The organism is Aeromonas sp. S16(2024) (genome assembly GCF_041403065.1).
GTDB lineage: Bacteria > Pseudomonadota > Gammaproteobacteria > Enterobacterales > Aeromonadaceae > Aeromonas.
Genome location: NZ_JBGLQX010000010.1, coordinates 1 through 20696 on the forward strand (window position 1 = coordinate 1; position 20696 = coordinate 20696).

Consider the following 20696-nt stretch of genomic DNA (forward strand, 5'->3'; position numbering starts at 1 on the left):
CCCCAGTTTTTGGCGGGCTTGCAGGAAGGCGCTGGGGGCGACAAAGGGGCGGTCACCGGGCAACAGGATATCGAGCTGATTGACCAGCTGGGTCATGGGGACATGGCGGAACATGGCCATGCCGATGATAGCCCAGACCAGGCGCTCCATGGGCATGCGGCGACGGCGCAGGGTCACGACATCCTCTTCGGCGAGCAGAGTCGTGATGAGTTCGGGGGAAATGAGGTCGGAGAGTGACTCAAACTGAGCGGTATTGCTGGCATGGAGGAAGTCGAGAGCCTGTACGATACGCATAAAAAATCCGAAACCAATCAACAGGTTTCGGATTTTTACACATCAGGAGGATCGGTCAATGGATCCTTAACTGATCGGCATTACCGCCGAATGGCGGTTTTTTTATTCTCAGCACTCCATGGCGGTCAGCCCAGCAGGCCCGCATCCACCCAGTGCTGCAGCTCGGCCAGCACCCGGGTCTCCCGCACAGTCCACTGGGGACAAGGGCCGGCCAGCTGGGTCTTGTTGGTCTGCAGGGCCTCTTCCAGTGCAAACCAGCCCGGGGTGAAGCCAAGCCGTATCTCGTAGGGCTGGGGGTGCGGCTCGCTCCAGGCTTCCCCCACCTGGCAGAGGTAATAGAAGGAGCGGATGCAGTAGGCGTCGTAGTCGGCCTCGCGGGCGGCGCGAAACTCCCGGGTCTGCCCGAGCAGCAGACCCACGGCCACCAGCTCGGCGCCGCACTCCTCCCGCAGCTCCCGGGCCAGGGCGGTCTGGTGACACTCCCCCGCCTCTATGCCGCCCCCGGGGAACATGAGATCCCCGTTGACGCTAGAACGCACCAGCAGCAGTTCATCCCCGCGCATCACCACGGCCCTGACCGTGGTCCGCTCGAGCACCCGCCCCTCGCAGGGGACCTGACCATGGACGAGGCGGATGTCGAAGGCATGGTCCCACTCGGGGGCGCCGGATGGCAGCGGTATCATGGGGCCTGGTAGCTCCCGGCTCTGAGCGCGTCGACTATGGCGGCGGCCTGCTCGTCCAGCCTCTCCTGCTGCGCCTTGCCGATGGCGTGGTAGATCCCGAGACGGGTGGACGAGACCTCGGAGGTCTCCTGAAACGACTCGCTCACCTTGCCCCACTGATAGGCCAGATCAAACGCCTTCTGCCCCATGTAGAGGGTGCTGAGGGCGGTGAGGATCCGGCTGTTGACCTTGTCCCCTTCCCCATAGAGGGAGAGAGCATGATGCATCAGGGCGATGGCCTTCTGGGGCTCGCTCTTGGCATAGATGCCCCCCAGGGCCAGTTGCAACTCAGGCTCCTCGAGGGCGGGGGTGCCCTCCAGCGCCAGGAAGCTGGCACGGGCCGCTGGATTGGTGTTGTTGGTCCAGTGCCAGAGCAGCAGATAGGGATCCAGGGAGCCACGGGTCTGCGCATCCAGCTGCTCCAGCTGAGTGCCGGCGGCCAGCATGCCCTCCACCCTGGGGCTCTTCTGCTCGCGGGCCCGCTTGTATTCGATGTTGGTGGAGTGTTCGGCGCACTGGAGGTAGCGCTCCAGGCCACGCATCAACTCGTACCTCTGCCTGTCCGCCCCCTCCTCCTGGAGGTAGTAGCGGGCGCGGATGACATCGCTGCGCTCATGGCGACACCAGCCGTCGTCCACCAGATCCGCACACAGAGCGGGATATTGGGAGCAAATGTTGTGGATCCTGTCGTCGTCGCAGGCCATCAGCGTCAGACAACAGGCGAAGGAAAGCAGTAACGGACGCTGTGAGAATAGGGTCATGGTTCACATCTGGTTGGTAACAATCGCAACCCGCCCTGGCCACCGCCAACTAGCAAACAGGCTACATATCCATTACAATGCGCGCGCCGTATAAGGCCGCGACTGCAGAATAATATAACGAAACCGTCAGCCCTACACTGATCTGCATTCGACGAATTTCAATTTGCCCAGGCAACTTGCTTCAACAACGTGAAATAAAGGATCTGGTTAATGACCCACGAGCACTACTTGCAGGCGTGGCAGGAGAGCCAGGAGCTCGCCGAAGCCATGCAGCCCTTGATTGGTCGCCTCTACCGCCAGCAAGGGATAGAAATCACCCTCTACGGGCGCCCCCTGCAGAACGCCTCCACCATCGACATCCTCAAGGCCCACAGGGTCGTTCGCCGCCACCAGGGCACTCCCCTCCCCATCCAGCAAAGCTTCCCCCTGCTCCAGGCCATGGTCGCCCTGAACCCGACCGCCGCCGAAGTGGACCTCGGCAAGCTGGCGGTGGGTTACTGGCAGGATCATCAGGATGAAGCCGGCATAGACGACTACCTGCGCGCCAAACTGGCACCGGCCCTGAACCGGGGCAGCGTGCCGGCACCGACCGACGTGGTGCTCTACGGCTTTGGCCGCATCGGCCGCCTGCTGGCCCGGCTGCTGATCGAACGCACCGGCGCCGCCAACTCCCTGCGCCTGCGCGCCATCGTCGTGCGCGGCGGTCGCGAGGGCGATCTGGAGAAGCGGGCCAGCCTGCTGCGCCGCGACTCGGTGCACGGCCCCTTCAACGGCTCCATCGAGGTGGATAATGAGCGCAGCGCCATCATCGCCAACGGCACCTTCATCCAGGTGATCTACGCAAACAGCCCGGCCGACATCGACTACACCGCCCATGGCATCGACAATGCGCTGATCGTCGACAACACCGGGGTCTGGCGCGACGAGGCGGGTCTGTCCGAACACCTCAAGGCGCGCGGCGCCGCCCGGGTGCTGCTGACCGCCCCCGGCAAGGGGGAGATGAAGAACGTGGTGTTCGGGGTCAACCACGAAGTGATAGGCCCGGATGACAAGATAGTCTCCGCCGCCTCCTGCACCACCAACGCCATCACCCCCGTGCTCAAGGTGATGCAGGACAAGTACGGCATCCGCCACGGCCACGTGGAGACGGTGCACTCCTACACCAACGATCAGAACCTGATCGACAACTATCACAAGGGGGAGCGGCGCGGTCGCAGCGCGGCCCTCAACATGGTGATGACCAGCACCGGCGCCGCCAAGGCGGTGGCAAAGGCGCTGCCGGAGCTCAAGGGCAAGCTGACCGGCAACGCCATCCGGGTGCCGACCCCCAATGTGTCGCTAGCCATCATCAACCTGTCGCTGAAGCAGGGCACGGATCGGGAGAGCCTCAACGCCTATCTGCAGCAGATGGCACTGAGCTCGGCCCTGCATCGCCAGATCGACTTCAGCGCCAGCACAGAGCTGGTCTCCTCCGACATGGTGGGTTCCCGCTTCGCGGGCATAGTGGACTCCCAGGCCACCATAGCCGAGGGGGATCACTGCGTGCTCTACGTATGGTATGACAACGAGTTCGGGTACAGTTGTCAGGTAGTGCGGGTGATGGAGCAGATGGCCGGCGTAGTCCGCCAGGATCTACCGGCATAGTCCGTCAGGATTTATCGGCATAGTCCGCCAGGATCTGCCCGCCTGATCCCTTCATGGCTCAATTTGCAAGGAGAGGCCGATGTCGTTTCAACAAGTGATAGGGCAGATGCCCAAGGAAGTGTACGAGCGGCTCAAGACCGCGGTCGAGCTGGGCAAATGGCCGGACGGCCAGCCCCTCACCGAGGAGCAGAAGGCCACCTCGCTGCAGGCCGTGATGGCCTGGCAGGCGATGCACCTTGCCGATCCCGAGCACATGAACATAGGCCGCGACGGCGAAATCGTGATGAAGAGCAAGAGCGAGCTCAAGCGCCAGTATCGCGATGAGGAAGAGATAGTCCGCATCGAGATCAACCACTGAGAGCGAGCTCAAGCATCAAAGCACCGCGATGAGATCGCGACGAGGAAGAGATAGTGCGGATCGACCTCAGTCACTAAGCCTTGCCGCGAGCCTTGGTTCGCACGCCATAGCAAAGAGGGGAGCCATCATGGCTCCCCTCTCTTTTTCTTCTCTCTTCTGGGTGACATATCCCCTCATCCCCAGCCCTTCTCCCGCCAGGAGAGAAGGGTGCAGGCCCGCAGTTGGCGGATAGCGAGTGGGCAACCTGCCGGCCATCTCCATGGCAAGCCTCGCTGCCAACAACAGCTCGATCTATCCCCTCTCCCCCTGGGAGAGGGCCAGGGTGAGGGCGGCAATGCTCAGGGGGTCAGCTCCCCGCGCACAGGCAGGTATTGCTGCATCAGCTCGCGGATACACTCGTTGGCATGGCAACAACCCACTGCTCTCAGGGCGTCAGCTCCCCGCGCAGGGACTGCTGCATCAGCTCGCGGATGCGCGGGGCGGGCAGATCCTGGCTCAGCAGGAAGTGCAGCTTGGTGAGCGCCGCCTCGGCTGTCATGTCGAAGCCCGAAATGACCCCGGCCCGGGAGAGGGCGTTGCCGGTGGCATAGCCCCCCATGTTGACCTTGCCGTGCAGGCACTGGCTTAAGTTGACGATGATGACACCACGAGCAGAGGCTTCGGACAAGAGCGCCAGCATGGCCGGGTTCTGGGGCGCATTGCCCACCCCGAAGGAGAGCAGGATCAGCGCCCGCACCGGCTGCTGCAAGATGTTGGCGATCACCTCGGCCGAGATGCCCGGATAGAGGGTCACCACGCCGATGGGCTGGGGGGTGATGTCGTGCAGCACCAGCGGCCGCTCGGACGGCACGCCAAGCTCCCCCGCTTCCAGGGAGATGGCGATGCCGGCATTGAGCAGCGGCGGATAGTTCGGCGAATCGAAGGCGTGGAAGCCGTCCGCGTGCACCTTCTTGCTACGGTTGCCGCGATAGAGCTGATTGTTGAAAAACAGCGTGACCTCGTGGATCGGGTAGTTGGCCGCGATATAGAGGGCATTGAGCAGGTTTTGCTGACCGTCGGAGCGCAGCTCGGCGAGCGGGATCTGGGAGCCGGTGATGATCACCGGCTTGTGCAGATCTTCGAGCATGAAGGAGAGGGCCGAGGCGGTGAACGACATGGTGTCGGTGCCGTGCAGGATCACGAAGCCGTCGTACTGCTCGTAGTTGTCACGAATGTCCTCGGCGATGCGCTGCCAGTCCGCCGGTGTCATGTCGGAGGAGTCGATGAGGGGGGCGTACTCGTGGATATGATAATCCGGCATCTCGGGCCGGTGGAACTCGGGCATCCGGGCCAGACAATCTTCCATGAAACCCGCCATCGGCACATAGCCGTGGTCGGAACGCTGCATCCCTATGGTGCCGCCCGTGTAGGCGATATAGATAGACTTCTTCACACCCTCTCCTCTCTCTGGACTGACAACCGGCAAATAATTAAAGATTCAACCGATTCCTTCGCTTCCTGTTCCGGTTCCGCCCATGGGCGGGAAACTGGCGAATTATAGAGACTGCCGCTGCAAATGACAGCCATCATTGTTGCGGTCCGGAGCACGCCCAGGACATAGTGTTAAATGCTAGGTTAATGCACTGTTTTGAGCATTAATATGATGAACATGGATATAAACGGTGCTTTTTGCTAATATCCGGCAGGTTTTTCATAAATCTCATCTGGATGCCTGATGAAATCGGGCTCGCATCGATCCCATTTTTTCCTGGGACTGGGCCTGTGGCCCCCTCTTGAACTGGCGCCTGCGCCACACTGTTTCATCCCGGCTGACTCTGTGAGTCTTTCTCGCCAAAGACACAGCCGATCAACATGGGAGTACCGCATGATACAACTTGATTCCTACGCCACCCTGGTCGCCGCCACCCTGGTGCTGCTGCTCGGCCGCCTGCTGGTCAACCGGATCACCCCCCTGCGTACCTTCAACATTCCCAAACCGGTAGCCGGTGGCCTGGTGGTCGCCCTGGTGCTGCTGCTGCTGCGCTCCACCATGCAGTTTGAACTGCAATTTGACACCAGCCTGCAAACCTCGCTGATGCTGGTGTTCTTCGCCTCCATCGGCCTCTCCGCCGATCTCGGCAGCCTCAAGCGCGGCGGCAAGGCTGTCGCCACCTTCCTGCTGGTGGTCACCGGCCTGCTGCTGGTGCAAAACAGCCTGGGGGTGGGTCTGGCCACCCTGCTGGGTCTGGACCCCCACATGGGGCTGCTGGCCGGCTCCATCACCCTCTCCGGCGGCCACGGCACCGGCGCGGCCTGGGGTTCCATCTTCTCCGAGAAGTACGGCGTGCAATCCGCCGCCGAGCTCGCCATCGCCTGTGCCACCTTCGGCCTGGTGCTGGGGGGCCTGATCGGGGGACCTGTGGCCCGTCATCTGGTGAAGAAGGTGCAGGTACCCGGTGAAGAACATAACCGGGACAGCGCCCCCCAAGGCTTCGAGATGCCTGACATGGAGCGGCCGCTGACCACCTTCAGCCTGATCGAGACCCTGGCCCTCATCGCCATCAGCCTCAAGGGGGGCGAGATGCTCTCCCTCTACCTCAAGGGCAGCGTCCTGGAGCTCCCCGTCTTCGTCTGCGTGCTGTTCGTCGGCGTACTGCTGCGCAACCTGCTGACCCTGCTCAACTGGCACGAGGTGAGCGATCGGGAAGTCTCCCTGCTCGGCAACGTCAGCCTGTCTCTGTTCCTCGCCATGGCGCTGATGAGCCTCAAGCTGTGGGATCTCGCCAGCCTGGCCCTGCCCATCTTCGTCCTGCTGGCCGCCCAGACGGTGGCGATGGCGCTCTACGCCGTCTTTGTCACCTTCAGGGTCATGGGCAGCAACTATGACGCTGCCGTGCTGGCGGCGGGCCACTGCGGCTTCGGCCTGGGAGCCACTCCCACGGCCATCGCCAACATGCAGGCCATCACCCAGCGCTTCGGCCCCTCCCACCTGGCGTTCCTGGTGGTGCCCATGGTGGGCGCCTTCTTCATCGACATCATCAACGCCGTGGTGATCAAGCTGTTCCTGGCCCTGCCCTTCCTGTAAGCCCTGCGCCAGACTCCATATGAAAGAGCCCACCTTTTGGTGGGCTCTTTGCTTGCTGGCTCGCCATGGAGATCAGGGGCAGCCCACGCCTGCGAAGGCCCGCCAGGGCAGATCCCATCACGCACTGACCGAATGGCAGACAACAAAAAGCCCCGCACTCTCGTGCGGGGCTTTGACATCATAGGGCGCCGGGATGGCGCCGCGTCCAACCCTGCCTTACAGGATGAAGGTCGACACCTGCTGGTTCAGATTGGTGGCACGCCCCTTGAGGTTGTGCGCCTGATCGAGGTCACGCATGGCGGAGGCGGTGATCTCGTCGCTCACATCCTTGATGGCGGTGGTGTTCTGGGTGATCTCGCCGGTCACCTGGGTCTGCTCCTCGGCGGCGGTGGCGATCTGACCCGCCATGTCGGAGATAAGCGAGACGGCCTGAGTGATCTCTTCGAGCGCGGCGGCGGCGGCATCGGCGTCCTTGACGCTGTTGTCGGCCAAGCCCTGACTGGTCTGCATCAGGCTGACCGCGCGGGCCGTGGTCTGCTGCAGCGTCTCTATGGTGGACTGGATCTCCTGGGTGGAGTCCTGGGTACGGCGTGACAGCACCCGCACCTCGTCCGCCACCACGGCGAAACCACGACCCTGTTCACCGGCACGGGCCGCTTCGATGGCCGCGTTCAGCGCCAGCAGGTTGGTCTGCTCGGCGATGCCCTGAATGGTGGAGAGGATGCCGGAGATGGCCTGGGCGTGACGGCTCAGCTCGCCGATGACGCCAGTGGCCTGACCCACCTCCTCGGCCAGGTTGTTGATGGACTGGCGGGTCTGGTTCACCAGCATCTTGCCCTGCTCACTGCTCTGGGCAGATTGCTGGGCGGCGGCGGCGGTGTTCTCGGCGTTGCCGGCGATCTCCATGGTGGCGCTCGCCATCTCGGTGACCGCGGTGGCGACCATGGTCACCTCCTGCTGTTGGCGCTGCAGCTCTTCCACCGCGGCCTGGTTGGTCACCAGGCTGCGCTCCGCATCGGCGTTCAGCTCGTTGGCCAGCTGGCGGATGTTGCCGATCAGCTGATGCTGGCTGCCGACGAAGCGGTTGAAGCTGTTGGCCAGCTGACCCACCTCGTCATTGGCATCGATCTTGATGCGCTGGGTCAGATCGCCATTACCGTCGGCGATGCGGGCCAGGGCCTGGGAGACCTTGCCAAGCGGGCCCAGCAGCAGGCTGACCAGCCAGGAGATGGCGAGGATGCTGCCCACCAGCACCAGCAGGGCCAGGCCGAGCTGGGTCATCAGCAGGGAGGAGAGCGGCGCCTCCAGGGTGGCCTTGTCCAGCACCAGCACCAGCTCCCAGTCGGTGTTCGGGATGTCCGTCGCCCACAGCAGCTTGTCGCGGCCTTCGTTGTCAAAATAGACGGGGACCAGGCTGTTGCTGCTCTTGCTCTGATCGATCAGGGCATTGGAAAGATCGTTGTCGATCTCGCTGCCAGGTTTCATCGCCTTGGCTGCATCCTTGTAGGCGATGACGGTGCCATCCTTGTGCATCAGGATGGCGACACCGTCCGCCGGCAGGGCCATCTTGGTGACATCCTCCACCAGGGAGGCGATGGAGAGGTCGCCGCCGACCACGCCGCCCTGGGCCGGCTGGGCCAGGGTCACCACCATGACGTTGTAGGCCACATCCAGGTAAGGCTTGGTCACTATCATGCCGCCCTTGGCCATGGCTTCCTGATACCAGCCACGAGAGCGAGGATCATAGCCGTCACGGTTGATGGAGGGGTCCGAGTCGTTCATCTTGCCGCTGCCCTCACCGAAATAGGTGAGCTGGAAACGGCCGGACACCTGGGCCTGTTGCAGGGCGTTGAGGGGCTCGGGGCCGGCCTTGTTGCCAAGGGCCTGGATGACATCGCGACGGGCGGCGAGCCAGTCACTGACGCTGGCGGCCTGCTGGCTGCCGAGGCGCTGCACCTGTTCCTGACTGCCTTGCAGCAACAGGGACTTCTGGCTGCTGTAGCTCTGCCAGGAGAGCAGCAGGATCACCAGGGAGAGGGCGATCACTACAGACAACAGTATCTTCTGCTTGAGTGATAGGTTTTTCATCGTGCGTTCTTCTTGTGGGGTCAGGAACAGGATTACTCGAAAAGTGCGCGGCACTCCATGCAATTGTTAGCGGCCAAAGCGCACAGAACTGAAGCGCAGAATGACGCGGCCGGCGATATTTTCCGCAAGAAAGCACAAAATGGCCTCCGAAATCGGCGACAGAAGGCGGCCAGGGCCAGCCAACCCTGTTTATTCCTTCCGCAATTGGCTAGAATATCCCGTTTTTAAATCACATCGACCCCGAGAGTTTTCACGATGTTTGAAGTCAATCCTGTATTAAACAAGCTTAAGGAGCTGTCTGAGAGGACCGAGCTGCTTAGGGGGTACCTTTGACTATGACGCCAAGAAAGAGCGTCTAGAAGAGGTCAATGCCGAGCTGGAACAGCCGGATGTCTGGAACGAGCCGGAGCGCGCACAGGCGCTGGGCAAGGAGCGCGTGTCGCTGGACAACGTGGTCAACACCATAGACGTCTTGACACAAGGTGCTGAGGACGTCGAGATGCTGGTCAGCCTGGCGGTCGAGGGCGAAGACGAGGAGACCTTCAACGAGGCCGTCGCCGAAGCCGATCAGCTGGAAGCCAAGCTGGTGGATCTCGAATTCCGTCGCATGTTCTCCGGTCAGCACGACGGCTCCGACTGCTACATCGACATCCAGTCCGGTTCCGGCGGCACCGAGGCCCAGGACTGGGCCAACATGGTGCTGCGCATGTACCTGCGCTGGGGCGATGCCCATGGCTACAAGCCCGAGCTCATCGAATGCTCGGAGGGCGATGTGGCCGGCATCAAGTCCGCCACCATCAAGTTCACCGGCGAGTATGCCTTCGGCTGGCTGCGCACCGAGACCGGCGTACACCGTCTGGTTCGCAAGTCGCCGTTCGATTCCGGTGGCCGTCGCCACACCTCGTTCTGCTCCGTCTTCGTCTATCCCGAGATCGATGACGACATCGAGATCGAGATCAACCCGGCGGATCTGCGCATCGACGTCTACCGCGCCTCCGGTGCCGGTGGTCAGCACGTCAACCGGACCGAGTCCGCGGTGCGTATCACCCACGTCCCCACTGGTGTGGTGGTGCAGTGCCAGAACGACCGTTCCCAGCACAAGAATAAAGATCAGTGTATGAAGCAGCTGAAGGCCAAGCTCTACGAGCTGGAAATTCAGAAGCAGAACGCTGAGAAGCAAGCCCTCGAAGAGACCAAGTCCGACATCGGCTGGGGCAGCCAGATCCGCTCCTACGTACTGGATGACTCCCGTATCAAGGATCTGCGCACCGGCGTCGAGACCCGCAATACCCAATCGGTACTCGACGGCGACTTGGACAAGTTTATCGAAGCCAGCCTGAAATCAGGCCTGTAAACAGAGCAGCAGGAATCACCATGTCTGAACAAACCACTACTCCGGAAGTCGACCAGACTCTCGAACTGAACAACGAGATGACTGAGCGTCGCTCCAAGCTGGCCGCCTTGCGCGCCCAGGGCAACCCTTTCCCCAACGACTTCCGTCGTGACAGCCTGTCCGGCGATCTGCACGCCGAGTTTGGCGACAAGAGCGCCGACGAGCTGGTGGCCTTGAATAAACGGGTGAAGATTGCCGGTCGTATCATGACCCGCCGGATCATGGGCAAGGCTTCCTTCGCTACCCTGCAGGACATGGCTGGCAAGATCCAGATCTACGTGACCCGTGACGACCTGCCGGAAGGCTTCTACAACGAGCAGTTCAAGAAGTGGGATCTGGGGGACATCGTCGGTGTCGAAGGGACGCTGTTCCGCACCAACACCGGCGAGCTCTCCGTCCATGTGGGCGAAATCCGCCTGCTGACCAAGGCACTGCGTCCGCTGCCCGAGAAGCACAAGGGGCTGACCGACCAGGAAGCCCGCTGCCGCCAGCGTTACCTGGATCTGATCGCCAACGAAGAGTCCCGCAAGACCTTCATGATCCGCACCCAGGTGGTCTCCGGCATCCGCAAGTTCTTCAACGAGAAGCGCTTCATGGAAGTGGAAACCCCCATGATGCAGGTCATCCCGGGTGGTGCCTCCGCGCGTCCGTTCGTTACCCACCACAATGCGCTGGACATCGACATGTACCTGCGTATCGCCCCCGAGCTCTACCTGAAGCGTCTGGTGGTCGGTGGTTTCGAGCGTGTCTACGAGATCAACCGCAACTTCCGTAACGAAGGGATCTCGGTGCGTCACAACCCCGAGTTCACCATGATCGAGTTCTACATGGCCTATGCCGATTACATCGATCTGATGGACCTCACCGAGGAGCTGCTGCGCACCCTGGCCCAGGACATCCTGGGTGACACCAAGATCCGTTACGCCAAAGAGGGCGAAGAGGGTCTGACCATCGACTTCGGTCAGCCGTTCCAGCGCCTCACCATGGTGGACTCCATCCTGAAGTACGCCCCTGGCGTCACCCTGGAAGATCTTGCCACCCTGGAGAGCGCCACCGCCGTCGCCAAGCGCCTGCACATCGAGCTGATGAAGGGTTGGGAGCTGGGCCACGTGATCACCGCCATCTTCGAAGAGACCGTTGAGCACATGCTGCTGCAACCGACCTTCATCACCGAGTACCCGGCTGCCGTCTCCCCGCTGGCCCGCCGCAACGACGTGAACCCGGATGTGACCGATCGCTTCGAATTCTTCATCGGTGGCCGCGAGCTGGCCAACGGCTTCTCCGAGCTGAACGATGCGGAAGATCAGGCCAAGCGCTTCCAGGATCAGGTGAACCAGAAAGAAGCGGGCGACGACGAAGCCATGTTCTACGACGCCGACTTCGTCACCGCGCTGGAACACGGCCTGCCGCCGACTGCCGGTCAGGGCATTGGCATCGATCGTCTGGTGATGCTGTTCACCAACAGCCACACCATCCGCGACGTCATCCTGTTCCCGGCCCTGCGTCCGCAACAGAAATAAGCCTGCCGCTCGGCCAGCCCGAGCGCGCTAGCAATAAAACGCCCCGCAACTGCGGGGCGTTTTTTATGGCAAAGACTTTAAAGCTGCGAGCAGGGTGCGCCCGGCTGGCGACTTATGGGGTGGGCGGCAGCAGCCACTCCCCCTGCCACAGAGTCAACGCCTGACCCGACATCCACACCCTGTCTCCCTGCAACTCGAGCACCAGCTCCCCACCCCGCGCGGAGATCTGGCGCGCCCGCAACTGCGTCTTGCCGAGGCGCTTGGCCCAGAAGGGCACCAGGGCGCAGTGGTTGGAACCAGTCACCGGATCCTCCTCCACCCCGACCCAGGGGGCGAAATAGCGAGAAACAAAGTCATGGTCCGGATCCCTCGACGGCGCCGTCACCATGATCCCCCGACCGGGCAGGGCCCGCAGGGCGTGGAAGTCCGGCTTGAGTGCCTGCACCTCTTCTTCGCTCCCCAGCACCAGCAGGAACTTGGCACCGGCGGCCAGGGTCTGCAGCGGCGTGCAACCGAGGGCCTCGGCATAGGCGGGATCCAGTGTCAGCGGGGCAAGGGGGATGCGCGGAAAGTCGAGCCGGATCCACTCCCCCTCGGCGCAGGCCTCCAGCAGGCCGCTGCGGGTCTCGAAGCGCAGCGCCCGGGAGCGGGCCACGGCCCCGGTCTGCCACAGCACATGGGCCGCCGCCAGGGTGCCGTGACCGCAGAGATCCACCTCGACCGTCGGGGTAAACCAGCGCAGCCGATAGTGCGCCTCCCCCAGGGGGCTGAGGAAGGCGGTCTCCGACAGGTTGAACTCCGCCGCCATGGCCTGCAGCTCGGCATCGCTGCGCTCCGGCCCCAATACGACGATGGCGGGATTGCCCCCGAAGGGGTGCTGGCTGAAGGCATTGACATGGAACAGTCTGGACATCGGCAGATCCTGAGAGGCAGAAAGGGACTCAATATTGCGATTTTTATACCACAGCCGGGGAGCCGCTGAGGCGGATTTCGGCTTTATAAATTCATAAATCGCATAAAGAAGATATTTTTATTCTTTGTTGTTATTCATTGCACCCCTTAACCTGACCAAAAATCAGACCATGGAAGACGTGTGTGATGCAATTGACAGCCCCAATACCCAACATAAGCCCGCTCTCTGACGAGCAGCAGCGCCAGCTGAATCAGGTCTTGTCGACCCTCAACACCCAGCAACTCGCCTGGGTGAGCGGTTATCTCTACGGCCTCTCCCAGTCAGGCGTCCAGGGCGTCGCCACCAGCGCCGCCGTGGCCGCCCCCGGTGGCAGCCTGACCATTCTCTACGGCTCCCAGACCGGCAACGCCAAGGGCGTCGCCAGCGCCATCCAGGCGCAGGCGAAGGCCCAAGGTCTGCCGGTGACCCTGACCTCCATGGCGGACTACAAACCCAAGCAGCTCAAGAAAGAGAGCCATCTGCTGGTGGTAGTGAGCACTTACGGGGAGGGCGAGCCGCCGGAGAGCGCGGTGGATCTGTTCGAGCAGCTTAAAAAAGGCAAGATAGGCAAACTCGAGGGCCTCAAGTTCGCCGTGCTGGGACTGGGTGACAGCTCCTATGAATTCTTCTGCCAGACCGGCAAGGACTTCGACGACTTCCTGTCAAAAGCCGGGGCCGAGCGCATTCATGAGCTCGCGAGCCTGGACGTGGATTATCAGGAAGCCGCCAAGGCCTGGGGCGAACAGGCAGTCAATGCCGTCGCCGCCACCCTCTCTGCTGGCGCCGCGACTGCCAGCGTGGCGGGCTCGGTGCAGCAAGCCGTCGGCCACAGCCAGTATCACAAGGAGAACCCCTTCCCGGCCAAGCTCTCGGTCAATCAGAAGATCACCGGTCGCGACTCCACCAAGGACATCCGCCATATCGAGATCAACCTGGAAGAGTCCGGCATCACTTATCAGCCGGGGGATGCCCTGGGCATCTGGTTCGACAACGACGCCGATCTCGTGGGGGAAGTGCTGGCCCTGACCGGCCTCAATGGCGATGAAACCACTCCCCAGGGCCCGCTGCGCGCGGCCCTGACCCGCCACTTCGAGCTGACCCGCTTGCACGGCGGTTTCATCACAGGACTCGCTGACATATCGGGCAACGCGGCACTGAAAGACCTGGCCGGCGACAAGGCCCAGGTCAACGCCCTGGTGGCCAGCGCGCAGGTGGTGGATGTGTTGAAACGCTTCCCCGCCACACTCACTGCAGAGCAGCTTGTCAAACTGCTGCGCCCGCTGACCCCGCGCCTCTACTCCATCGCCTCCGCCCAGAGCGAGGTAGAGGAAGAGGTGCACCTGACCGTGGGCGTGGTGCGCTACCCCCAGGAAGATGGCACAGTGCGATCTGGCGGCGCCTCCTCTTACCTGGCCGACCGCCTGGCCGAGGACGCCGAGGTCCGGGTGTTCGTGGAGCACAACGACAACTTCCGCCTGCCGGCCAATCCCGATACCCCCGTCATCATGGTGGGTCCGGGCACCGGCATAGCCCCGTTCCGCGCCTTTATGCAGGAGCGGGAAGCTCAGGGTGCCGAGGGCAAGAACTGGCTCTTCTTCGGCAACCCCCACTTCACCCAGGACTTCCTCTATCAGGTGGAGTGGCAGCGTTATGTGAAATCGGGTCTGCTGTCGAAGATCTCCCTGGCCTTCAGCCGGGATCAGGCCAACAAGATTTATGTGCAGGACCGCCTGCGCGAGGCCGGGCTTGAGCTCTACCAGTGGCTGGAAGCAGGCGCTCACTTCTATGTGTGTGGCGACGCCAACCACATGGCGAAGGATGTGCAGGAAGCCCTGCTGGATGTGATTAGCGATCATGGCCACAAGAGCCGTGAAGAAGCAGAAGAGTATTTGAGCGAATTGCGTCGTGCCAAACGTTATCAAAGGGATGTCTACTGATGAGCAAGCAACCAATCTCGAAACAAGCAGCAGGACCGGTTGAAGGGCCACTGTCCGACAACGAACGCCTCAAGCGCGAGAGCAACTTCCTGCGCGGCACCATAGCCGAGGATCTGCAGGACCCGCTCACCGGCGGCTTCAACGGCGACAACTTCCAGCTGATCCGCTTCCACGGCATGTATCAGCAGGATGACAGAGACATCCGCCCGGAGCGCACCGCCCAGAAGCTGGAGCCCCTGCACAACGTCATGCTGCGTGCCCGTCTGCCGGGCGGCATCATCACCCCGGCCCAGTGGCAGGTGATCGACAAGTTCGCCGAGGAGCACAGCCTCTACGGCAGCATCCGCCTGACCACCCGCCAGACCTTCCAGTTCCACGGGGTGCTCAAGCGCGACATCAAGCTGATGCACCAGACCCTCAACAGCACCGGCATCGACAGCATAGCCACCGCAGGCGACGTGAACCGCAACGTGCTCTGCACCAGCAACCCGGTGGAGTCCGAGCTGCACCAGGAGGCCTACGAGTGGGCCAAGAAGATCTCCGAGCACCTGCTGCCCAAGACCCGCGCCTACGTTGAGATCTGGCTGGACGGCGAGAAGCTGGGGGGTGACGAGGAGCCGATCCTGGGTTACAACTACCTGCCGCGCAAGTTCAAGACCACTGTGGTGATCCCGCCCCACAACGATGTGGACATCCATGCCAACGATCTCAACTTCGTGGCCATTAGTGATCACGGCAAGCTGGTGGGCTTCAACGTGCTGGTGGGCGGGGGTCTGGCCATGACCCACGGCGACACCAGCACCTACCCGCGCAAGGCGAGTGACTTTGGCTTTATTCCCCTCTCCCACGTATTGGAGGTGGCGGCCGCCGTGGTCAGCACCCAGCGTGACTGGGGCAACCGGGTCAACCGCAAGAACGCCAAGACCAAGTACACCCTCGAGCGCGTCGGCGTCGAGGCCTTCAAGGCCGAGGTGGAGAGCCGGGCCGGCATCCAGTTTGGCGAGGTTCGCCCCTATGAGTTCACCAGCCGCGGCGATCGTTTCGGCTGGGTGGAAGGGATAGACGGCAAGCACCACCTGACCCTCTTCATCGAGAACGGCCGCCTGCTGGACTTCCCGGGCAAGCCCCTCAAGACCGGCATGCTGGAGATCGCCAAGATCCACCAGGGGGACTTCCGTCTCACCGCCAACCAGAACCTCATCATCGCGGGCGTCCCCGCCGGCGAAAAGGCCCGCATCGAAGCCCTGGCGCGCCAATATGGTCTGCTGGACGACGGCGTGAGCGAGCAACGCAAGCAGTCCATGGCCTGCGTGGCCCTGCCCACCTGCCCGCTGGCGATGGCCGAGGCCGAGCGCATGCTGCCAGCGTTTGTCACCGACATCGAAGCCTTGCTGGCAAAACACGGTCTGGCGGATGATGCCATCATCTTCCGGGTCACCGGCTGCCCCAACGGCTGCGGCCGCGCCATGCTGGCGGAAGTGGGTCTGGTGGGCAAGGCGCCGGGCCGCTACAACCTGCACCTGGGGGGCAACCTGGAGGGGACCCGCATCCCGCGCCTCTATCAGGAGAACATCACTGAGCCGCAGATCCTGGCGGAGCTGGATGCCCTGATCGGCCGCTGGGCCACCGAGCGAGACGGGAACGAGTGCTTCGGCGACTTCGTGATCCGGGTTGGGGTGGTTGCGCCCGTCATCGACTCCGCGAGGGACTTCTATGCAGCCTGAACTGACTGAAAGCGGGCGGCTGACACTGACCGCCGATGGCAGGCTCGACCTCGATGCCCTGCTGGCCCTCGGCCGGGAGGAGCAGACCGAGGCGCTGGCCCCCCTCAACCGGGAGCTGGACGCCATGAGCGCCCCCGAGCGGGTGCGCTGGGCCCTGGCGAACCTGCCGGGGGAGCACGTGCTGTCGTCGAGCTTCGGCATCCAGGCGGCGCTGATGCTGCACCTGGTGAGCCGCGAGCGGGCCGATGTGCCCGTGGTGCTGACCGATACCGGCTATCTCTTCCCCGAGACCTACCGCTTTATCGATGAGTTGACCGAGCGGCTCAGCCTCAACCTGAAGATCTACCGGGCCGAACTCAGCCCGGCCTGGCAGGAGGCCCGCTTCGGCCTCTTGTGGGAGCAAGGGGTGGAGGGGATCACCCGCTACAACCAGCTCAACAAGGTGGAGCCCATGGACCGCGCCCTGAGCGAGCTCGGCGCCCGCACCTGGTTCTCCGGCCTGCGCCGGGAGCAGGCGGGCAGCCGCGGCAAGCTGCCGGTGCTGGCCATACAGCGCGGCCGCTTCAAGTTCCTGCCGGTGATCGACTGGAGCAACAAGGACGTCTTCTACTACTTCAAGGAGCACGATCTGCCCTACCACCCCCTGTGGGAACAGGGCTACCTCTCGGTAGGCGACGTGCACACCACCACCAAGTGGGAGCCGGGCATGAGCGAGGAGCAGACCCGCTTCTTCGGCCTCAAGCGTGAATGCGGCCTGCATGAGGAGAGTGGCGAGCACGACGGATCCGGCATCTGATCCCGGGTGCAAGCGGCTGACCATAAAAAACGCCCGGCAATGGCCGGGCGTTTTGCTTGCTGACATCCATGGACTGGGCCGCGCCGAGGTGGGCCTTAGCCCGCAGAGTTGTCTTGTGCCGCTGCGGCGCGCGCCTGGGTCAGCCAGTCATCGACCAGAGCCTCATGTCCCTTGAGCCAGGCATCGGCATGACGCTCCACATCCGCCGGCTTGTTCTGTCCCTTGTTCATCAGGCCGTTCTGGATGTTGATGTCATTGAGGGGCAGCTTGACGATGGAGAAGAGCTTGGCGGCCGCCGGGTTGGCCTCGGCAAACTGCTTGTTGGCGACTATATGCATGGTGTTCACCGCAAAGCCGTAGTTCTTGCCGTTCGGCAGCCGGGTCTTGTCCCCATCAGGGGCGTCGGCGGGTACCTCCAGCCACACCACATCCTTGCCCGGCACCAGCTCGCTGCTGAGCCAGTAAGGGGTCCAGGTGTAGTAGAGAACCGGCTTGCCGGCCTGGTAACGGGCCAGGGTATCGGCGATCAGGGCAGCGTAGTTGCCCTGCTTGTGGGTCACCGTGGGGGTCAGGCCGAACTCGTCCAGATGATGGTTGATGGCCCCTTCGCAGCCCCAACCCGGGTTGCAGCCCACCAGATCGGCCTTGCCGTCGCCGTCGCCGTCAAACAGCGCCGCCAGCTTGGGATCCTTGAGCTGGCCCAGGTTGGTGATGCCGTATTGGGCCGCTGTCTTCTTGTCGATGAGGTACCCCTGGGCGGCACCGGCCACATAGGTGCCCTGACGGAAGAACACCTTGTCGCCCCCCGCCTGCTCGTACTTGTTGTCCTGCAGCGGTATCCAGTTGAAGGCGAGGAAGGTGCCGTCCCCCTGCGCCACCGAGGCGTAGGCCACGTTGTAATCCACCTCCTGGGCGGGCTGCACCTCGTAGCCGAGGCGGCCCATCAGCTTGCTGACCAGCAGGCTCTGGAAGGCCTCCTCCGGCAGGGAGCTCTGCAAGGGTTGAACGCGGATCCCCTCCCCCGGCAGCTCGGTGCTGGCCATGGCGAGGGAACTCAGCAGCAATGTGCCCAGGGTCAATCCTTTGGTGATCTGTTTCATGCGTTTACTCCTTGGTAATCGAGGGATTTGCCGCGGCCGCACAGGCGCAGCAGCAGGGCGGCGGGGCCACGTTGATACCAGCGGCCGGCACGGGTGCGATCCGGCTGCCCCATCGCCTGGGTCAGTCGGTCGAGGACGATGGCCAGCAGCACTATGCCGAGGCCGCCGATGGAGGCGAGCCCCATGTCGAGGCGGCCTATGCCGCGCAGCACCATCTGCCCCAGACCGCCGACCGCTATCATGGAGGCGATCACCACCATGGAGAGCGCCAGCATCAGGGTCTGGTTGACCCCGGCCATGATGGTGGGCATGGCGAGCGGCAGCTGCACCTTGAACAGCAGCTGGGAGGGGCTGGCACCAAACGAGTGGGCCGCCTCCACCAGATCCTCAGGCACTTGCCTGATCCCCAGCATGGTCAGCCGGATCATGGGTGGCAGGGCGAAGATGACGGTCACCACCACACCGGGCACGTTGCCGATACCGAACAACATGACGATGGGAATGAGGTAGACGAAAGCCGGTGTGGTCTGCATGGCATCCAGCAGCGGCCGGGTCCAGGTGGAGAGCCGCTCGCTGCGGGCCAGCAATATGCCGACCGGCAAGCCGATCAGCACGCAGAAGAAGAGCGAGGTCAGCACCAGGGAGAGGGTCACCATGGCATCGGACCAGGCGCCGATAAGGCCGATCCCAACAAGAGAGGCGAGCGTGCCGAGCGCCATGCGCCCGCCCACCAGTTGCCAGGCGATCAGGGTCAAGAGCCCCATCATCAGGGTGGAGGGCACCGTCTGCAGCAGCTGGGTCATGGCCCCCAGGGCCAGCTCCACGGGGGCGCGGATCAGCTGGAACACAGGCCGCAGGTTCTCCACCAGCCAGCCTATGCCCCCCTCGACCCAGGTATCCAGCGGCACCAGGGCCTGCTGGAAGGGATCCAGCCAGTCGACGGCGGCACTGTTATCGACGACTGCGATCTGGCTCTGCCAGTCTGCCGCCTCGGTGGCCGTACTGCCCCAGGGATCGGCGGCTGGCGTGGTGGTGGCCGCAGCCCCCCAGGGATCGGCCTGCGCCTCGTCGGCCCAGGCGGGAGCGCTCGTCAATAGCAACAGCGCCAGCAAGCCGGTCAGCAGACGGTGAGGGATCAAATTCATAGCGGGGTACTCCTGTCCAGGGTGTTGAGCAGATTGGCCTTGGAGATGAGTCCCAGATAGGTGCCATCCTCCTCGACCACGGGCACCTGACAGGGTGCGGCGGCCACCTGGCTGATGAGTTCGTTGAGGGCGGTGTCGGCCAGAATGGGCTGGATGTCCGCCAGCAGCGCCTGCTCCAGGCTCCCCTTGCCACGGACCGCCCGGCCGAGCGACTCGACCGAGACGACCCCGAGGAAGCGGCGGCTGCGATCCACCACATAGCCGTACTCCCGCTCCAGCTCCTTGAGCTGGCGCAGGGCGTTGCCCGGCCCGTCAGTGGTGTGTTTCTTGATAAGCGGCATCTGCTTGCGGCTGGCCACATCCCGGGCGCTGAAGACGTTGGCGAGATCCACCCCGCGAAAGAAGGCGCGCACATAGTCGTTGGCGGGCTGGTTCAGGATCTCGTCGGGGGTACCCACCTGCACCAGCTGGCCATCCTGCATGATGGCGATGCGATCGCCGATGCGCATCGCCTCGTCCAGATCGTGGGAGATGAAGATGATGGTGCGCTGCTGGCTGGCCTGCAGCTTGAGCAGCTCGTCCTGCATCTCGGTACGGATCAGGGGATCCAGCGCGGAGAAGGCCTCATCCATCAGCAGTATGTCGGGATCATTGGCCAGCGCCCGGGCCAGGCCGACCCGCTGCTTCATGCCGCCGGAGAGGGCGTCGGGGAAGGCGTCGATCCACTGACCCAGTCCCACCTGATGAAGTGCCTGACGGGCACTCTGCTGGCGCTCCGCCAGCGGCACACCGGCCAGCTCCAGCCCGAAGGCGGTGTTTTCCAGCACGCTCAGGTGCGGCATCAGGGCGAAGGACTGGAACACCATGCTGATCTTCTTGCGCCGTACCTGGCGCAGTTCGCGCTCCGAGATGGCGGCGATATCCTCGCCGTCGATCAGCACCTGACCGCGAGTCGGCTCGATAAGGCGGTTGAAGAGCCGCACCAGGGTGGATTTGCCCGAGCCGGAGAGGCCCATCACCACGAAGATCTCCCCTTCGTTGATGGCCAGGTTGACATCCTGGACCCCCAGGGTCTGCCCGGTCTTTTGCAGAATGCTGGCGCGGTCGTGCCCTTTCGCCAGCAATTTGAACGCTTTTTCCGGATGTTCTCCGAAGATTTTATAGAGTGATTTGACCTCGAGTTTGACTGTCATATTGT

The 20696-nt window shown here is 63.0% G+C and carries 17 protein-coding genes; 8 read left to right on the forward strand and 9 right to left on the reverse strand.

Features of this window, described 5'->3' with window-relative positions; genetic code table 11:
- From ACB030_RS09290 to ACB030_RS09300, 3 genes are all read right to left on the reverse strand, one after another.
- Nucleotides 1-294: transposase domain-containing protein (locus tag ACB030_RS09290; protein WP_371159273.1), on the reverse strand; the 294-nt coding region annotated here is incomplete at its 3' end.
- Between the two features lie 125 nt (nucleotides 295-419).
- Nucleotides 420-977 carry an NUDIX domain-containing protein gene (locus ACB030_RS09295; RefSeq protein ID WP_371159275.1) on the reverse strand — a complete coding sequence of 186 codons (558 nt, stop codon included), beginning with the start codon at nucleotides 975-977 and terminating at the stop codon, nucleotides 420-422.
- Nucleotides 974-1777, reverse strand: a complete 804-nt coding sequence (locus ACB030_RS09300; protein WP_371159276.1) for a DUF2989 domain-containing protein — start codon at nucleotides 1775-1777, stop codon at nucleotides 974-976. The genes ACB030_RS09295 and ACB030_RS09300 overlap by 4 nt, the downstream gene beginning before the upstream one ends.
- A gap of 210 nt (nucleotides 1778-1987) precedes the next feature.
- Here ACB030_RS09300 and ACB030_RS09305 point away from each other — a divergent pair, with 210 nt between their 5' ends.
- Both ACB030_RS09305 and ACB030_RS09310 read left to right on the forward strand, forming a co-directional pair.
- The gene (locus tag ACB030_RS09305; protein WP_371159278.1) at nucleotides 1988-3421 is read left to right on the forward strand and encodes a glyceraldehyde-3-phosphate dehydrogenase; all 1434 of its coding nucleotides are present in this window, start codon (nucleotides 1988-1990) and stop codon (nucleotides 3419-3421) included.
- A 79-nt stretch (nucleotides 3422-3500) separates the two neighbouring features.
- Nucleotides 3501-3779, forward strand: coding sequence for a YeaC family protein (locus ACB030_RS09310; RefSeq protein ID WP_139437274.1), 279 nt, complete (start codon nucleotides 3501-3503; stop codon nucleotides 3777-3779).
- 424 nt (nucleotides 3780-4203) lie between these two features.
- On the opposite strand, the gene ansA is transcribed toward ACB030_RS09310, so the two are convergent.
- Complete coding sequence (gene ansA, locus ACB030_RS09315) at nucleotides 4204-5211, reverse strand: asparaginase (protein WP_042648756.1); 1008 nt, start codon at nucleotides 5209-5211, stop codon at nucleotides 4204-4206.
- A gap of 432 nt (nucleotides 5212-5643) precedes the next feature.
- On the opposite strand from ansA, the gene gltS reads away from it, so the two are divergent.
- Nucleotides 5644-6843 (forward strand): sodium/glutamate symporter, encoded by a 1200-nt coding sequence (gene gltS / locus ACB030_RS09320; RefSeq protein WP_371159281.1) that lies wholly within the window; start codon nucleotides 5644-5646, stop codon nucleotides 6841-6843.
- Between the two features lie 216 nt (nucleotides 6844-7059).
- On the opposite strand, the gene ACB030_RS09325 is transcribed toward gltS, so the two are convergent.
- On the reverse strand, nucleotides 7060-8931 hold the full coding sequence (locus tag ACB030_RS09325; protein ID WP_371159283.1) for a methyl-accepting chemotaxis protein: 1872 nt from the start codon (nucleotides 8929-8931) through the stop codon (nucleotides 7060-7062).
- A 255-nt stretch (nucleotides 8932-9186) separates the two neighbouring features.
- Here ACB030_RS09325 and prfB point away from each other — a divergent pair.
- Both prfB and lysS read left to right on the forward strand, forming a co-directional pair.
- Nucleotides 9187-10285, forward strand: a protein-coding gene (gene prfB / locus ACB030_RS09330; protein ID WP_371159285.1) for a peptide chain release factor 2 whose coding sequence is annotated in 2 segments (ribosomal slippage) — nucleotides 9187-9261 and nucleotides 9263-10285 — 1098 coding nt in all. Because the reading frame shifts where the segments join, the coding sequence is not laid out codon by codon here.
- A 20-nt stretch (nucleotides 10286-10305) separates the two neighbouring features.
- Nucleotides 10306-11844, forward strand: coding sequence for a lysine--tRNA ligase (gene lysS, locus ACB030_RS09335; RefSeq protein ID WP_371159287.1), 1539 nt, complete (start codon nucleotides 10306-10308; stop codon nucleotides 11842-11844).
- A 112-nt stretch (nucleotides 11845-11956) separates the two neighbouring features.
- Here lysS and ACB030_RS09340 read toward each other — a convergent pair whose 3' ends face one another.
- On the reverse strand, nucleotides 11957-12757 hold the full coding sequence (locus ACB030_RS09340) for a PhzF family phenazine biosynthesis protein (protein WP_371159289.1): 801 nt from the start codon (nucleotides 12755-12757) through the stop codon (nucleotides 11957-11959).
- Between the two features lie 185 nt (nucleotides 12758-12942).
- On the opposite strand from ACB030_RS09340, the gene ACB030_RS09345 reads away from it, so the two are divergent.
- Genes ACB030_RS09345 through ACB030_RS09355 form a run of 3 tightly spaced genes read left to right on the forward strand, consistent with a single transcriptional unit; the run spans nucleotide 12943 to nucleotide 17253 of the window.
- A complete protein-coding gene (locus ACB030_RS09345) occupies nucleotides 12943-14733 on the forward strand; it encodes an assimilatory sulfite reductase (NADPH) flavoprotein subunit (protein ID WP_371159444.1) in 1791 nt (596 codons plus the stop codon).
- Nucleotides 14733-16457 (forward strand): assimilatory sulfite reductase (NADPH) hemoprotein subunit, encoded by a 1725-nt coding sequence (gene cysI, locus ACB030_RS09350; protein ID WP_371159291.1) that lies wholly within the window; start codon nucleotides 14733-14735, stop codon nucleotides 16455-16457. Before ACB030_RS09345 ends, cysI begins: the two co-directional genes overlap by 1 nt.
- Entirely contained in the window at nucleotides 16447-17253 is an 807-nt protein-coding gene (locus ACB030_RS09355) for a phosphoadenylyl-sulfate reductase (RefSeq protein ID WP_371159293.1), read from the forward strand. Before cysI ends, ACB030_RS09355 begins: the two co-directional genes overlap by 11 nt.
- A gap of 95 nt (nucleotides 17254-17348) precedes the next feature.
- Here ACB030_RS09355 and proX read toward each other — a convergent pair whose 3' ends face one another.
- The 3 genes from proX to proV are packed head-to-tail and all read right to left on the reverse strand — an operon-like array spanning nucleotide 17349 to nucleotide 20691.
- Entirely contained in the window at nucleotides 17349-18353 is a 1005-nt protein-coding gene (gene proX, locus ACB030_RS09360; RefSeq protein ID WP_371159295.1) for a glycine betaine/L-proline ABC transporter substrate-binding protein ProX, read from the reverse strand.
- On the reverse strand, nucleotides 18350-19498 hold the full coding sequence (gene proW, locus ACB030_RS09365; RefSeq protein ID WP_371159297.1) for a glycine betaine/L-proline ABC transporter permease ProW: 1149 nt from the start codon (nucleotides 19496-19498) through the stop codon (nucleotides 18350-18352). Before proW ends, proX begins: the two co-directional genes overlap by 4 nt.
- On the reverse strand, nucleotides 19495-20691 hold the full coding sequence (proV, locus tag ACB030_RS09370; RefSeq protein WP_371159299.1) for a glycine betaine/L-proline ABC transporter ATP-binding protein ProV: 1197 nt from the start codon (nucleotides 20689-20691) through the stop codon (nucleotides 19495-19497). The genes proW and proV overlap by 4 nt, the downstream gene beginning before the upstream one ends.
- Between the last annotated feature and the right edge of the window lie 5 nt (nucleotides 20692-20696).